The organism is Halomonas campaniensis (assembly GCF_002211105.1).
GTDB lineage: Bacteria > Pseudomonadota > Gammaproteobacteria > Pseudomonadales > Halomonadaceae > Vreelandella > Vreelandella campaniensis_A.
This window is the reverse complement of sequence record NZ_JPUA01000003.1, coordinates 101,126-116,258: the sequence shown is the minus strand read 5'-3', so window position 1 is coordinate 116,258 and position 15,133 is coordinate 101,126. Positions and strand designations below refer to the sequence as shown.

11 protein-coding genes are annotated in these 15,133 nt (G+C 56.7%); 6 read left to right on the top strand and 5 right to left on the bottom strand.

Going from position 1 to position 15,133, the window contains the following annotated elements:
* Positions 1-74: 74 nt before the first annotated feature.
* From JI62_RS01730 to JI62_RS01705, 6 genes are all read left to right on the top strand, one after another.
* Entirely contained in the window at positions 75-2,915 is a 2,841-nt protein-coding gene (locus JI62_RS01730; protein ID WP_088698511.1) for a monovalent cation/H+ antiporter subunit A, read from the top strand.
* Positions 2,915-3,247: a Na+/H+ antiporter subunit C gene (locus JI62_RS01725; protein WP_088698510.1), complete on the top strand. Its 333-nt coding sequence runs from the start codon at positions 2,915-2,917 to the stop codon at positions 3,245-3,247. The genes JI62_RS01730 and JI62_RS01725 overlap by 1 nt, the downstream gene beginning before the upstream one ends.
* On the top strand, positions 3,244-4,758 hold the full coding sequence (locus tag JI62_RS01720) for a monovalent cation/H+ antiporter subunit D (RefSeq protein ID WP_088698509.1): 1,515 nt from the start codon (positions 3,244-3,246) through the stop codon (positions 4,756-4,758). The genes JI62_RS01725 and JI62_RS01720 overlap by 4 nt, the downstream gene beginning before the upstream one ends.
* Positions 4,755-5,252: a Na+/H+ antiporter subunit E gene (locus tag JI62_RS01715; protein WP_088698508.1), complete on the top strand. Its 498-nt coding sequence runs from the start codon at positions 4,755-4,757 to the stop codon at positions 5,250-5,252. Before JI62_RS01720 ends, JI62_RS01715 begins: the two co-directional genes overlap by 4 nt.
* Positions 5,246-5,515, top strand: a complete 270-nt coding sequence (locus JI62_RS01710; protein ID WP_008958594.1) for a K+/H+ antiporter subunit F — start codon at positions 5,246-5,248, stop codon at positions 5,513-5,515. The genes JI62_RS01715 and JI62_RS01710 overlap by 7 nt, the downstream gene beginning before the upstream one ends.
* Before the next feature lie 67 nt (positions 5,516-5,582).
* Positions 5,583-5,969 (top strand): Na+/H+ antiporter subunit G, encoded by a 387-nt coding sequence (locus JI62_RS01705; RefSeq protein ID WP_088698652.1) that lies wholly within the window; start codon positions 5,583-5,585, stop codon positions 5,967-5,969.
* A gap of 50 nt (positions 5,970-6,019) precedes the next feature.
* Here the strand turns inward: JI62_RS01705 and serB are convergent, their stop codons facing one another.
* From serB to pgi, 5 genes are all read right to left on the bottom strand, one after another.
* The gene (gene serB, locus JI62_RS01700) at positions 6,020-6,940 is read right to left on the bottom strand and encodes a phosphoserine phosphatase SerB (RefSeq protein ID WP_088698507.1); all 921 of its coding nucleotides are present in this window, start codon (positions 6,938-6,940) and stop codon (positions 6,020-6,022) included.
* 20 nt (positions 6,941-6,960) lie between these two features.
* Positions 6,961-9,216: a DNA topoisomerase IV subunit A gene (gene parC / locus JI62_RS01695; protein WP_240513101.1), complete on the bottom strand. Its 2,256-nt coding sequence runs from the start codon at positions 9,214-9,216 to the stop codon at positions 6,961-6,963.
* A 74-nt stretch (positions 9,217-9,290) separates the two neighbouring features.
* On the bottom strand, positions 9,291-11,255 hold the full coding sequence (locus JI62_RS01690) for a methyl-accepting chemotaxis protein (RefSeq protein WP_240513100.1): 1,965 nt from the start codon (positions 11,253-11,255) through the stop codon (positions 9,291-9,293).
* Positions 11,256-11,366: 111 nt separating this feature from the next.
* Positions 11,367-13,262: a DNA topoisomerase IV subunit B gene (parE, locus tag JI62_RS01685; protein WP_088698505.1), complete on the bottom strand. Its 1,896-nt coding sequence runs from the start codon at positions 13,260-13,262 to the stop codon at positions 11,367-11,369.
* Positions 13,263-13,409: 147 nt separating this feature from the next.
* Positions 13,410-15,092: a glucose-6-phosphate isomerase gene (gene pgi / locus JI62_RS01680; protein ID WP_088698504.1), complete on the bottom strand. Its 1,683-nt coding sequence runs from the start codon at positions 15,090-15,092 to the stop codon at positions 13,410-13,412.
* Positions 15,093-15,133: the final 41 nt, after the last annotated feature.

Genomic DNA, 15,133 nt, shown 5'->3' with positions numbered 1-15,133 from the left:
GCGCCACCAGAACGCCTTTATAGGCGCCCTGTTGGTACCCTTTTGACTTTTTTATTTAGCCGCTGGATGACCCCATGACACTGCTTTGGATAGCCTTATTGCCTCTGCTAGGCGTACTGGTACCGGCACTCACCGCACAGCGTGGGCGAAGTTTCTGTTCCCTCGCAACGGCGGTGCTGCCAGCGACCGCCTTAGTAATGACGCTACTCAACGTGCCAGCTCTGCTAGATGGCGAGCAACTGCGTTTTTCGGCCACTTGGATGCCTGAACTGGCACTGAACTTGGCGTTTCGCCTGGATGGGCTATCGCTGCTGTTCAACCTGCTGATACTCGGCATTGGCCTGCTGATTATTCTTTATGCGCACTACTATTTAGCCAAAGATGAGCCCTTTGGCCGATTCTACGCCTTCCTGATGCTATTCATGGCATCAATGGTGGGTATTTCAATGTCGGACAACCTGATTCTCCTCTGGCTGTTCTGGGAATTAACCAGCCTCTCCTCGTTCCTATTGATTGGCTTTTGGTCATACCGCAGCGACGCCCGTAAAGGCGCTCGTATGGCGCTTACGGTCACCGGTGCGGGGGGCCTTGCACTATTGGCAGGACTACTGCTGCTGGGGGATATGGCGGGCAGCTTCAATATGGGCGAAGTACTGGCTAGCGGCGACGTGATTCTGGCCGATTCCCGCTACCCGCTTATGCTGGGTTTGGTACTGTTGGGGGCCTTTACCAAATCGGCCCAGTTCCCGTTCCATTTTTGGTTACCCCATGCCATGGCGGCACCCACACCAGTATCGGCGTATCTGCACTCAGCCACCATGGTGAAAGCGGGCATTTTCCTGATGGCGCGTCTGCATCCTGCCATTGCGGGTAGCGAGCTGTGGAGCGTGGTCGTTTCCCTGGTCGGTATCGTCACCATGCTGTATGGCGCCTGGTTTGCGCTGATGAAGACCGATCTGAAAGGTATTTTGGCGTTCTCCACTGTTAGCCATTTAGGCTTGATTACCGTGTTATTGGGTATCGGCAGCCCCATGGCGATTTTGGCTGCGCTTTTTCACATTCTCAATCACGCCACCTTTAAAGCCGCGCTGTTTATGAGTGCCGGCATTATCGATCACGAAACCGGCACACGGGAGCTTAAACAGCTGGGTGGCCTGAAAAAAGCCATGCCGGTAACAGCGCTACTGACCACCCTGGCAGCGGCAGCGATGGCCGGCGTACCGCTTTTTAATGGTTTCTTATCCAAAGAGATGTTCTTCACCGAGGCGCTGGCAACCCCGGTTCTGGGAGGATTAAGCTGGTTATTACCTGCGCTAGCGGCGCTCGGTGGCATTCTTTCTGTGGCCTATTCACTACGTTTAGTGCACGCCGTTTTCTTCAAACCGGCCCGCGAGGCCACGCCGAAGGCGCCTCACGAGCCCCCGCACCTTATGCGTTTGCCGGTAGAATTTTTGGTAGTCCTGTGCGTGGTAGTGGGTCTGTTCCCGGCCTTTATGGCAACGGGCTTGTTAGCGCTCGCCAGCCAAGCGGTGATTGGTAGCCCGTTAGATTTCCACCTAGCTATTTGGCACGGCGTGAATCTACCGCTCATCATGAGCTTGCTCGCCTTCGTGGTGGGTATTGCGCTGTATTGGCGCCATGGTGATGTGCGTCGGTTTACCCAGCCGTTTGCCGGGGTCGATGCCCGGCGGGTGTTTGAGCGCATGCTTGTCTCCATGGGTTATCGCGCCGAGCAGTTTATTGCTGCACTGGAAGGCAACTCGCTGCAGCGCTATGTTGGCTGGCTGTGGCTGGGCGCCCTAGTGATGGGCGGGGTTGGCCTGGTTCAGATCACTGACCTAACGGGTGCTGCTGGCAATCAAGCGCTGGATGGAGTTCTCATCTTAGGTGCTGGAATGTTGATGTTTGGTGGCATTGCTACCGCCGCTACCCATCGCTACCGGCTAATTTCACTGCTGATGCTCTCGGTCGTCGGGCTCTTTGTGGCCCTCACCTTTGCGCGCTTCTCGGCACCGGATCTGGCGCTGACACAGCTTTCAGTGGAAGTGGTGACCATGATTCTGCTAATGCTGGCGCTGTTTTTCCTGCCGCAAAAGACCCCGCGGGAATCCAGCCCACTACGCAACGTTCGCGATATGCTGCTGGCAGGCACGCTAGGCTTGGTGATCGCCAGCCTTAACTACGCCGTCATGACCCGGGAGACGCTGTCGATCTCCAGCTTCTTTGTGGAGAACAGCAAGCCGGGCGGTGGCGGCTACAATGTGGTCAACGTGATTCTGGTCGACTTCCGCGGATTTGATACCTTGGGTGAAATCACCGTACTGGCCATCGCGGGCCTGGCGATCTTTAAACTACTGAATCGTTTACGCCTGTTTATGCCTCACAGTGACGGAGAAGGTCGGGTGTGGTCGCCTGACCGTTATCCGGCGGTGCTCACGTCAATTTCCATGACGCTGCTGCCGCTGGCGCTGTTGGTATCAGCGTTTATCTTCCTGCGCGGCCACAATCAGCCGGGGGGTGGCTTTATCGCCGGGCTGATCACGGCGGTAGCCTTGATCCTGCTATACATGGCCCGGGGCGTGGCGTGGGCGCAAGAGCGCCTGGACTTCCCGTTCCAACCTGTGGCGGTTATCGGGGTAGCGATTGCTACGCTCACCGGGCTGGGTAGCTGGCTGTTCGGACATCCTTTTTTAACCTCAGCATTCGGCTATTTCACCCTACCGCTCATCGGTACCTTTGAACTGGCCACCGCGCTGCTATTTGATCTGGGTGTCTACTTAGCGGTGGTGGGCGCTACGCTGATGATTCTTGCCAACCTGGGCAAAGTCACCACCGCCCATCGGCCGGTGACCGAAGCCTCGGAAAAAGAGGCTGACGCCAACACCGCAACGCCCGCAGCCAAGGAGCCCCGCTAATGGAACTGCTCTACGCAATGACCACCGGGGTATTGACCGCCTGTGGCCTCTACTTGACCTTGCGAGGCCGCACCTTTCCGGTGGTGGTAGGTCTCACTCTGCTCTCTTACGCCGTCAATCTGTTCCTGTTTTCGATGGGCGGCCTGACCACTGATGGCCCCGCTATTGTGTCTGAAGGAGCTAACTATGCTGACCCACTCCCCCAGGCACTGGTGCTCACCGCCATTGTGATCGGCTTCGCCATGACCGCCTTTGTGGTAATTCTGGCGATGCGGGCGCGCAGTGAAGTGGGGAACGACCACGTCGACGGTAAAAAGGAAGACCGAGAATGATGCAGCATCTGATTGTTTTCCCTGTTGTTTTACCGTTAGTGGCGGGCATTCTACTGCTCTATCAGCGCCAGGGATTAGTACGTTACAAACGCACGGTGAGCGTTGCTGCCACCGCACTGCTGCTGTTGGTAGCGATTGGCTTATTACGCCAAGCCGCCAGCGGAGAGATTACTTACTACGCCCTGGGCGATTGGCAAGCCCCGTTTGGGATCGTGTTAGTGCTGGATCGCCTCTCGGCGTTAATGCTGCTTCTGACTGCCATTCTGGCCGTTGGCGCAGTGGTGTTTGCCTGCGCGGGCGACGACGAGAAAGGCAGTAACTTCCATGGTCTTTTTCAATGGCAACTACTGGGCATCAATGGTGCCTTTTTAACCGGTGATCTGTTTAACCTGTTCGTCTTCTTTGAAGTTCTGCTGCTGGCTTCTTACGCCCTGCTACTGCACGGCGGCGGCAAAGCGCGCATTCAGGCCAGCGTGCACTATGTGGTGCTTAACCTGGCGGGCTCTTCGCTGTTTCTGATTGCAGTAGGTGTGCTGTATGGCGCCACGGGTACGCTCAATATGGCCGATATGGCGATTCGTGTCGCCGAACTACCGGCAGAGCGAGACGGCTTAGTCAGCGCAGGGGCACTGATGCTGCTGGTCGTGTTTGGGTTAAAAGCCGCCATACTGCCGCTCTATTTCTGGTTGCCCAAAGCCTACGCGTCTGCTCCTGCACCGGTAGCGGCGCTGTTTGCCATCATGACCAAAGTGGGTATCTACGCCATCCTGCGCGTCTACTCACTTATTTTTGGCGATAGCGCTGGTGGCTTGGAGGCGCTGGAACAACCCTGGGTATGGTGGCTATCGCTTGCTACCCTGGCAGCCGCTGGCATTGGGGTGATGGCCGCGCGAGATCTGCGCTTGCTGGTGGCTTACCTTGTGCTGGTATCGGTAGGCACGCTGCTGGCAGGTATCGGCATGCGCTCACCCCAGGCGGTCTCTGCGCTACTCTATTATCTGATTCACACTACGTTGATCACCGGTGGTCTATTCCTGCTAGCGGAAATGATTGGCCTCCAGCGCGGCAAAGCGGGCACTCGTATAGTCAAGGGCCGCCCTATGGTGCAGGGCGCAGCACTCGCCATGCTGTTCTTTGTCGGTGCTATCGCCGTGGCAGGCGTCCCGCCCTTTTCCGGCGCTTTCGGCAAGGCATTGATGCTTAATGCCGCTGAAGGCACCCAGCGCCTGTGGCTCTGGCCGCTGCTGCTGCTAACCAGCTTAGCCTCGCTAATTGCCCTTTCCCGAGCGGGCTCGACGCTGTTTTGGCGCAGCCACCGGGGCACCAGCAGCGGCACCCCGCTACCCCGTCGTCAGTGGTTTGGCATTATCTGGCTACTGAGCGCAGCCCCGCTATTAGTCGCCCTGGCAGGGCCCGTGAGCAGCTACACTCAAGCCACGGCTGATCAACTTGCCAACCCCCAGGTGCTGATTCGCACGCTACTCCCCAATGCTGCTGGAGATGCCCCATGATCGCCCCGCGCTCCTGGCTACCCACGCCCGTTTTATCGATACTGCTGCTAGTGGTTTGGCTGCTGCTGGTACGCAGTTACGCCTTTGGTCAATTCGTACTCGGCGGCTCATTAGCCATTTTAATCCCCCTGCTGACCCACCGCTTTTGGGATGCCCGCCCACTGATCGGCAAGCCCTTCATGCTGCTGCGGTTTATCTTCCGGGTATTGGGCGACATCATCACCGCCAACTTTGAAGTGGCTTATCTGATCGCCAATCCATGGCGCAAACTTAAGCCTCACTTCATTGAATATCCACTTATGCTCGAAGAGCGCTTCACCATTACGCTGCTGGCCAGCACGATCAGCCTGACACCGGGCACCGTATCGGCCAATCTACGCATGGATGGCAAGTCGCTGCTGATTCACGCCTTAAACGTGGACGATGAGGAGGCGCTGATTAACCAGATTCGTGAGCGCTACGAACGTCCGCTCAAGGAGATTTACGAATGCTGAGCATTGCGCTTTATATCACCTTAGCGCTGGTGGTGATGGCACTGTTGATGAATCTCTACCGGCTTACCATCGGCCCCAGCCTGCCCGACCGGGTACTCGCCCTGGACACTATGTACGTCAACTCGATTGCACTGATTGTGCTGCTGGGGCTATGGCTGAACAGCAAAACCTATTTCGAGTCAGCGCTGCTGATCGCGATGCTAGGTTTCATCAGTACTGTAGCGGTGTGCAAATATATTCTGCGCGGAGATATTATCGAATGATGAACGTGATCATCGCCTCCCAAAAGAGGCAGCCGCAATGCCAGAAAGGATTATGCCGGGGGGCGTTATGTCAGGATTAATAGAGGCGGTTATTTCGCTGCTGCTGGTTGCTGGCGGCATCTTTGTGTTTATTGGTTCGCTAGGGATGGCCCACTTGCGTGACTTTTATATGCGCCTGCATGGCCCAACTAAGGCCACCACTCTGGGTATCGGCTGTATGCTGATCGCTTCGATGATGTATTTCTGGAGCGTGGAGGGCAAACCCGATATTCAGGAAATGTTGATTACGCTATTCTTGTTCATTACCGCCCCCGTTAGTGCCCACTTGCTGGCCAAGTCCGGCTTGCACCTGCGTTTAAAGCACGCTGATAAAACCCAGGGTAAGCCGATAGAGCTGCGTCCAGAAGAAGTCGGCGATAAACCGGTTCCCCACCCGGATAAAGGCCATGGCTGAAACGGCATAAGATAGAAAACGGGCGGTGCTTGATAGCACCGCCCGTTTTTTTACGGGGTTAAATCCTGCTGGCGATAGCCCAGTAGATAGAGCACACCATCAAGGCCCGAGGTTGAAATCGCCTGGCGTGCCTGGGCCCGGACCAGGGGCTTGGCCCGAAACGCAATCCCCATCCCCGCTTTGGCAAGCATTTTGAGATCATTGGCGCCGTCACCCACCGCAACCGTTTGATCCAGAGTAAAACCTTCTCTTAGCGCAATGGACTCCAATAGTTCGGCTTTGCGCTCGGCATCGACGATCGGCTCACTTACTTCGCCGGTTACCTTGCCATTTTCGATGATCAGTTCATTGGCATGGATCTCGTCAAAGCCCAGCTTCTCCTGTAAGTGGCGAGCAAAGTAGGTGAAGCCGCCGGAGAGGATGGCGGTGCGAAAACCTAAGTGCTTCAGGTTAACCATTAAGCGCTCTACGCCTTCCATTAGCGGCAATTCCTCAGCGATCTCCGCCAGCACGGACTCATCCAAACCATCCAGTTTGCTCATCCGCTCCCGAAAGCTTGCCTTAAAATCCAGCTCGCCACGCATTGCACGCTCGGTGACTTCAGCGACTTCATCCCCCACGCCATGGCGGCGGGCCAGTTCGTCAATCACTTCAGCTTTGATCAGCGTGGAGTCCATATCGAAACAGACCAAACGGGGCTGAACATGATCGCGAGTATCGTCTTGGATAACGATATCCACGCCCAGGCTTTCGCTCAGTACCCGCGCGGCGTTGCGCACGGCCTCGATACCCACCTCACCCACTAAACGATGCTCAATGCAGTCGATGCCCTCGCCCAGCTGTATGTCGGCCAGGCGCTGGGTGCTCTTCTCCTGTAGACCAAACTGCACGATAAGCGCGTCTACCTGAGCCCGAATCTCCGCGGTGAGTCGCGGCGCTAAAACGGTTAGGATCAAGTCACCGTTTGCCATCAATTAGCTCCTACCATTATTTATTCCCCTGCCTCTAAACGGTCAACTTTTTGGAAGCCACGGGGCAGCTTACTGCCGCGTCGGCCGCGCTCGCCACGATAGTAGGCCAGGTCGTCGGCTTTTAGGGTTAGCTTGCGCTTACCGGCATGAACCATCAGTGCATCACTGGCGGCGAGCACCACGATACCAGTGACAAACTCCTCCCGGCGGGCGGCGCGCGGGCCAGGGATATCAAGCATCTTATTGCCTTTACCTTTGGACATTTCTGGTAGTTGATCCAAGGGGAACAGCAGTAATCGGCCCTCGTTAGAAACCGAGGCAACCCACAGTTCGTCGCCCTCTGGCACTTCAACCGGCGCCATGACATTGCAGCCTTTGGGCAGGCTAAGCACCGCTTTACCGGCTTTGTTTTTACCGGTGAGCGTATCGAGCCGCGCCACAAAGCCGTAGCCGCCGTCGGTAGCGAGCACAAAGCGTCGTTCGGGTGGCGCAAACATTAGCCCTGCCATTTTCGCCCCGGCGGCGACATTAGCGCGCCCGGTCACCGGTTCACCCTGCCCCCGGGCACTGGGCAGATTATGTGCCGATAGCGTATAGGCGCGCCCAGTGTCATCCAGCAGCACCAGCGGCTGGTTGGTTTTACCTTTCGCCGCCAGTTGGAAGCTATCCCCGGCTTTATAGGAGAGGCCCTCGGGGTCGATATCGTGCCCCTTGGCCGCACGAATCCAGCCTTTATCGGAAAGCACCACGGTAATTGGGTCAGCGCCCATCAGTTCGACTTCAGAGAGCGCCTTGGACTCTTCGCGCTCTACCAGCGGTGAGCGGCGTTCGTCACCGTGCTCTTTACCCGCCGCACGAATCTCTTTTTCGATCAGGGTGGTGAGCTTGGCTTCGCTGCCCAGCAGGCCCTGTAGGTATTTGCGCTCTTTTTCCAGCTCATCCTGCTCGCCGCGAATTTTCATCTCTTCGAGCTTGGCCAGGTGACGCAGGCGTAGCTCTAGAATCGCTTCCGCTTGACGCTCCGAGAGGCTAAAGGTCGCTATCAGCGATGCTTTGGGATCATCCTCTTCACGAATAATGCGGATCACCTCGTCCAGATCCAGGTAGGCAATTAGCAGGCCTTCGAGGATATGCAGGCGATCTTCGACTTTGCCCAGGCGGTGCTCCAACCGGCGGCGCACCGTACTACGACGGAACTGCAGCCACTCACCCAGCATTTCGGGCAATGGCATCACCCGCGGGCGGCCATCCAGGCCAATCACGTTCATGTTCACCCGCACGTTCTTTTCCAGATCCGTCGTGGCGAACAGGTGGGCCATCAGCGATTCAACGTCGATGCGGTTGGAGCGAGGCTCGATCACCAGGCGGGTGGGCTCTTCGTGGGTCGACTCATCGCGCAGGTCAGCCACCATGGGCAGCTTTTTGGCCTGCATTTGCGCCGCAATCTGCTCCAGCACCTTGGCACCGCTGACCTGATAGGGCACCGAGGTAATCACAATATTGGACTCTTCGCGCTCATAGCGCGCACGCAGTTTGACCGAGCCCCGGCCGGACTCGTAGAGCTTACGCAGATCAGCCGGCGGGGTAATGATTTCCGCATCGGTAGGAAAGTCCGGCGCGGGCACGAATTCCATCAAATCGGCGGTGGTCGCCTTGGGGTTGCGCAGCAGGTGGCAGGTCGCTTCGACAATTTCCGAGACGTTATGGGGCGGAATATCGGTGGCCATTCCCACGGCAATCCCGGTACCGCCGTTGAGCAGTACATGGGGTAGCTTTGCAGGCAGCACCAGCGGCTCCTGCATGGTGCCGTCGAAGTTGGGCACCCAATCGACGGTGCCTTGGCCTAGTTCGCCGAGCAGCACTTCGGCAAACTTGGAGAGTTTGGCCTCGGTGTAACGCATGGCGGCGAAGGATTTAGGGTCGTCGGGACTCCCCCAGTTGCCCTGACCGTCCACCAGTGGATAGCGGTAGCTAAACGGCTGCGCCATCAGCACCATGGCTTCGTAGCAGGCACTGTCACCATGGGGATGAAATTTACCCAGTACGTCACCGACGGTACGCGCCGACTTTTTGTACTTGGCGTTGGCGTGCAGCGCCAGTTCGCGCATGGCGTAAATAATTCGCCGCTGCACGGGTTTCATGCCATCGCCAATGTTGGGCAGGGCGCGGTCGAGAATGACGTACATCGAGTAGTCGAGGTACGCTTTTTCGGTGTAATCGCGCAGGGAGAGACGTTCGACGTCGCCCTCCGCTACTTGAATATCCATGTCGATCATATCCTACCTTGACAACAAAACCGCCCCAGTCGGGGCGGCTGATAAGCGGACGCGCGGCCACTTAACATGGCTCGCTATGTTAATTGATACCTTTCGTTTGGTGCCTTCGTCTCGTGTGGCAGCGAAGCCGCTTGAGAATTGCCGTGAAACTCATCCAGCAACCCTTTCAAGCGCTGGGCCTGGAGCGACAGCTCATTGGCAGCACCAGCGGCCTGGCTGACCAAGCCAGCGTTCTGTTGAGTTACCGTGTCCATTTGGGTAACCGCCCGGTTGATCTCATCAATGCCGTTGGTCTGCTCGCCAGACGCTTGGCTGATTTCACTAATCCGCGCGGTTACCTCTTCAATCGCCACCACTATATCTTTCATGGCAGATTCAGCGGCTTGAGCATAGCCACTACCGGTCGCAATCTGCTCAGAGGTGGTTTTAATCAGCCCATTAATGTTTCTGGCCGAGGCAGCACTGCGTGACGCCAGCTCGCGAACTTCGCTGGCCACCACGGCAAACCCACGGCCATGCTCACCCGCACGCGCTGCCTCAACGGAGGCATTAAGCGCCAATATATTGGTTTGAAAAGCAATGTTTTCAATCACATCGACTATTGACGAAACCTCAGTAGAGCTTTCGTTGATCGCTTCCATGGATTGCGCCAGCCGCGATACCTGCTCACCACCTTGTTTAACTTTTTCCGCTGACTCTTTCGCCCGCTGATCCGCCTCTTGGGCGTTATCAGCGTTGCGCTTCACCGTCGCAGCCATCTCTTCCATCGTGGAAGAGGTCTCTTGCAACGACGCTGCCTGCTGCTCGGTGCGGCTAGAAAGCTCGGTATTGCCCGCGGCAATTTCCGACGATTCACTGGCGATGGCATCCGCTACGCTGCGCACGTCGCCAAACAGATGCTGCAATTTATCCGAGTAGCGGTTTACAGCACTGCGTAGCTCGCCAATCTCATCATCGCGATAAATAGTCAGCTCACGGCTAGAGCCACCCTGCCCTAACTGATCAATCTGCAGGGTGGTACTGCGAATTTGCCGCAACAGGATGCGGCCACCCCACCAACCAAGTGCAAGCAACAGCGCTAACAGGGGCAGAATGACAACCAGCAAATCACGCGTTAGGGTACGTGCCAGCGCCGTCACTTCCTCTTGCGGCGTCATTAACCCAAGCGTCCAACCGGTATCCTGCATATCAAACAAGCGCACCGAAGCGGGAGCATCCAGGATCCCTGCGGTCTCAACGCTGATTTCATCGCGCCCTTCATTTAAGCCATCAATAACCGGCTGCAGCCAGGGCATATTGCCCGTTAAATTCGCTAAACCCTGCATCTCATCCGTTTCCAGGTCAGCCCCGGGGAAATGAATGACATTCCCTGCGCTATCAAGCACAAACGCATAACCACCGGTCGCACCGCCGTTTTCAGTCAAGAACTCGGCCACACCTTCTAACTGCATATCAATAGTGGCAACGCCCGCAAACTCATCATCAAGATAGTAAGGGACGCTGCAGGTCACCATTGCCACGCCCGTGGCAGGATCACGATACGCCGTTGACCATACGCACTGACCCGGTTCGGCATTACGGGCACTGCTGTACCACTCTTCATCATGATAAGGCGACATACCGGGGGCGTTATAGTCATCTAAAAACTCAAGTCCGCCCTGCTCGTTTCTTGCCCAGAAGAAACTAAAACGCTCAACCCCCGCTTCAAATGCATTGGGCTCTGGCCAAATCCCGCCGCCGACAATGACGCTATTACGATTGTCATCTACCACTGTTGGGAAGGCTTGCAAATAAAGTTCTTCTTCGCGAGGTAACGACTCAGCCAAGGCGGCAAGGCTCGATGTATTACCTTCAACCCGCGACAACTGCGCGTCCAAAGCGTTAACGATCGAACCGCCTGTTCGATCCACCAATGACTGGCTTGCTGCAATCACCAGCGGTTGACCACGCCACGCCATCACGGCGTAGATACTGGCCGCCATGAGAAGCATTAATACAAATGCCGATAGCGTTAACTGTCGAGATATGGTTTTAAACAACGTCTTTCCCCTATGAATGCCCGTTTATGTGTTTTTAAGCCCCACATTCAACTATCGGCTCAAGTGCGCGTTACTATAACCACGTATTGTTAAAGCTTATCTACTTTTTATCTACACCTCGATGTCGGCGAGGTTGCCATAATCTTCCAGCCATTTTTTGCGATCACCGGCACGTTTTTTAGCCAGCAACATATCCATCATCTCTATCGTGCCATCACCCTCTGCTAGAGTGAGCTGCACCAAGCGGCGGGTTTCCGTCGACATGGTGGTTTCACGTAGCTGCAGCGGGCTCATCTCACCCAAGCCTTTAAAGCGCTGCACATTGGGTGTGCCGCGCTTACTGGCCAACTGCTTGAGAATGGCGGCCTTTTCGCTCTCATCCAGGGCATAGTGCACTTCTTTCCCCAGATCGATGCGGTAAAGCGGCGGCATCGCCACATAGACGTGGCCGGCATCGACCAAGCTCGGGAAGTGGCGTACAAACAGCGCACACAGCAGCGTGGCGATGTGCAGGCCGTCGGAGTCGGCATCGGCGAGAATGCAGATTTTGTGGTAGCGCAGTTTTTCCAGATCAGCGCTGCCAGGGTCGGCACCAATGGCAACCGCGATATCGTGCACCTCCTGAGAGCCGTAGATATCGTGGGTCTCCACTTCCCAGGTATTCAGGATTTTACCGCGCAGCGGCAGTATCGCCTGGGTTTCCCGGTTGCGGGCCTGTTTGGCACTGCCGCCGGCGGAGTCCCCCTCGACTAAAAACAGCTCGCTTTGGGCGGGGTCTTGGCCGGAGCAGTCCGCCAGTTTGCCGGGTAGCGCCGGGCCGGAGGTGACCTTTTTACGGGCGACTTTTTTGGCTTTTTTCTGGCGATTCTGCGCCGCGCTGATCACCAGCTCGGCAATCGCCTCGGCTTGATCCACGTGGTGGTTCAGCCATAGCGAGAAAGCGTCTTTAACCACCCCGGAAACAAAACCGGCAATCGTTCGCGACGAGAGCCGCTCTTTGGTTTGCCCGGCAAATTGGGGGTCGAGCATCTTCACCGAGAGCACAAAGGAAGTGCGTTCCCAGAGATCATCGGCGGTGAGTTTGATGCCGCGGGGCAACAGGTTGCGGTATTCGCAGAACTCGCGCAGTGCGTCCAATAGCCCGGAACGGAAGCCGTTTACATGGGTGCCGCCCTGGGGCGTAGGAATCAGGTTAACGTAGCTCTCCAGCAGCGCTTCGCCGCCTTCCGGTAGCCATTGGATCGCCCAGTCCACGCCGTGTTCGTCGTCGTTAAAGTGGCCAACAAAGGGCTCTCGGGGCAACACTTCATAGCCGTCGGTGGCTTCAACGAGATAGTCGCGCAGGCCATCGGCGAACTCCCACTCGGTAGAAGTGCCATCAGGCTCTACCAAGGTGACTTTTAAGCCGGGGCAGAGCACCGCTTTAGCGCGCAGCAAATGCTTCAGCCGGGTTAGCGCTAGCTTGGGACTATCGAAGTAGCTCTCATCGGGCCAGAAACGCACCAGCGTGCCACTCGCCCGCTTGGCCGCTTTGCCAATTTCATGCAGCTCTTCGACTTTCTCACCAAACTCGAAGGCCATGGCATGGCGGGCGCCATCGCGGGTGACTTCGACATCCAGTCGGCGTGATAGCGCATTCACCACCGAAACCCCAACACCGTGCAAGCCGCCGGAGAAGCGGTAGCTGGTGGAGGAGAATTTGCCTCCCGAGTGCAGCTTGGTAAAAATCAGCTCAACGCCGGATACGCCATGCTCAGGGTGCAGGTCAATCGGCATACCCCGGCCATTGTCCTGCACTTCGATCCCGCCGTCGCTATGCAGCACAACGCTGATTTGGGTGGCATGGCCTGCTAGCGCCTCATCGACACTGTTATCAATGACTTCCTGGGCAAGGTGGTTGGGGCGAGTGGTGTCGGTATACATACCGGGACGCTTACGTACCGGCTCGAGGCCCGACAGGACTTCGATGGAACTCGCGCCGTACTGGGAGGCATCAAACTGGGTCATGTAACGTCGGTTCCCTGAAAAATCGTACTGGCAGCCATATTGAATGCTGAAACGAGTAATTGGCGGCTTGCAAAGACGCACAGGATAGCGGAAAAGCAAAAAGCTGTATATCTAGCCATGTTTCATAATAGGGGCGCCGGGGATAGGTCACTCCTGCTCCGCCGCCCAAAATGCTTCAATCAACCCACGGCTTGAGGCATCCATCCGCGATAGGTCGCCATCACCGTCGATGATTTTCTGGGTATCGGTGGCAATCTGTTTACCCAACTCAACGCCCCACTGGTCGAACGGATTGATATCCCAAATCACCGCCTGAACAAAGACCTTGTGCTCGTAAAGCGCGATAAGTGATCCCAGGGTCGCAGGGGTGAGCTGGTCAAGCAGCACCGTTGTCGAGGGCTGGTTTCCGCGGTAGCGCTTGTGTTCCGGCCGTGGGCCGTCATCTTCCAAGGCGTCATCGCCAAGCATAAGAACACGGGACTGAGCAAAGCAGTTGGCCAGTGCCAAACGGTGCTGGGTTTTAAGGTGACGGCGGGTATCCGGGTCTTCCACCTCGTCATAACGCTTGAGCGGCGCGATAAAATCACATACTACCGGCTGAGTGCCCTGGTGCAGCAACTGGTAGAACGCGTGCTGAGCATTGGGGCCAAGCTGACCCCAGAGCACCGGGCAGGTGGAGTAGTTTACCGGTTGGCCTTGGCGAGTGACCGATTTGCCGTTGGACTCCATCTCAAGCTGCTCAAGGTAGGCGGCGAAATACTCCAAGCGGCCATCATACGGCAGAATGGAGTGCGCGCGAATATCCAGAAAATTGACGTTCCAGATGCCCGCTAACGCCAACAGCACGGGCAGGTTCTCCGACATTTCCGCTTCAGCAAAATGGCGATCCATCGTGTGAGCGCCAGCTAAAAACTCGCGGAAATTCGCCATGCCGACCACCAACGCAATCGGTAGCCCAATGGTGCCCCATAGCGAGTAGCGTCCGCCCACCCACTCCCAGAAGGTTAACTGGTGATCCTCCGCAATGCCCCATTCGGTCATTTTCTCAGGGCTCGCCGATACACCAATAAAGTGCTGACGCACCACCAGCTCAGCGCTAATCGGCGTCGCCCCATGCTGGGTCAAGCGGCTCAAGAGCCACTCACGGGCAGTGTTGGCGTTAGAGAGCGTATCAATAGTGGTAAACGATTTGGACGACAGCACAAAGATGGTGGTTTCAGGATTCAACCGGCTCAGATAATCCGCTAACTGGGAGCCATCCATAGTGGAAGCAAAATGCACCTCCACCGGATGAATATCTTTGGGCCGAAAATCCCCCAAGGCATGAGTAACCATTAATGGGCCCAGATCTGAACCGCCTACGCCCAGGTTAACCACATGCCGAATCGGCTTGCCGGTGGCACCGCGCCACTGTCCTGCGTGCAGCCGACACACCAGACGCTCCATTTGGGCAAGGCTTTCGTGCACGGCGGCGACGATATCTTCACCTTCCAACTCAAGCGTCGCATCGGCGGGCAAACGCAGCGCCGTGTGTAATGCCGGGCGATTCTCACTGACGTTCACTCGCTTACCGCTCAGCAGCGCTTCAATAGCAGAGGGAACGCCCGCTTCGCTGGCCAGCGTAAACAGATGCTCGAGCGTATCGTCATCCCAGCGCTGCTTAGAGAGATCCAGCGTCAAGCCCGCCACCTGGCGAGTAAAGCTCTCCCAGCGCGAGGGCTCGGTGCCAAACAGCGTTTTTAGGTGAACGTGCTGCAGCGTTTCAGCGTGATGCTTTAACGTTTGCCATGCTGGCAACGTATCGGGTGTAGCGCTTGATGCTGAGGCCATTTAGCTTCTCCAGTGGCGTCGATCCTTGCAGCGGGGTTCAT

Bases quoted from the DNA above. Each gene is read 5' to 3' on its own strand.
- JI62_RS01705 (WP_088698652.1), top strand. From the start codon at position 5,583: ATGTCAGGATTAATAGAGGCGGTTATTTCGCTGCTGCTGGTTGCTGGC.
- parE (WP_088698505.1), bottom strand. From the start codon at position 13,262: ATGACCCAGTTTGATGCCTCCCAGTACGGCGCGAGTTCCATCGAAGTC.
- JI62_RS01725 (WP_088698510.1), top strand. From the start codon at position 2,915: ATGGAACTGCTCTACGCAATGACCACCGGGGTATTGACCGCCTGTGGC.
- pgi (WP_088698504.1), bottom strand. From the start codon at position 15,092: ATGGCCTCAGCATCAAGCGCTACACCCGATACGTTGCCAGCATGGCAA.
- JI62_RS01710 (WP_008958594.1), top strand. From the start codon at position 5,246: ATGCTGAGCATTGCGCTTTATATCACCTTAGCGCTGGTGGTGATGGCA.
- JI62_RS01715 (WP_088698508.1), top strand. From the start codon at position 4,755: ATGATCGCCCCGCGCTCCTGGCTACCCACGCCCGTTTTATCGATACTG.
- JI62_RS01720 (WP_088698509.1), top strand. From the start codon at position 3,244: ATGATGCAGCATCTGATTGTTTTCCCTGTTGTTTTACCGTTAGTGGCG.
- parC (WP_240513101.1), bottom strand. From the start codon at position 9,216: ATGATCGACATGGATATTCAAGTAGCGGAGGGCGACGTCGAACGTCTC.
- JI62_RS01730 (WP_088698511.1), top strand. From the start codon at position 75: ATGACACTGCTTTGGATAGCCTTATTGCCTCTGCTAGGCGTACTGGTA.
- serB (WP_088698507.1), bottom strand. From the start codon at position 6,940: ATGGCAAACGGTGACTTGATCCTAACCGTTTTAGCGCCGCGACTCACC.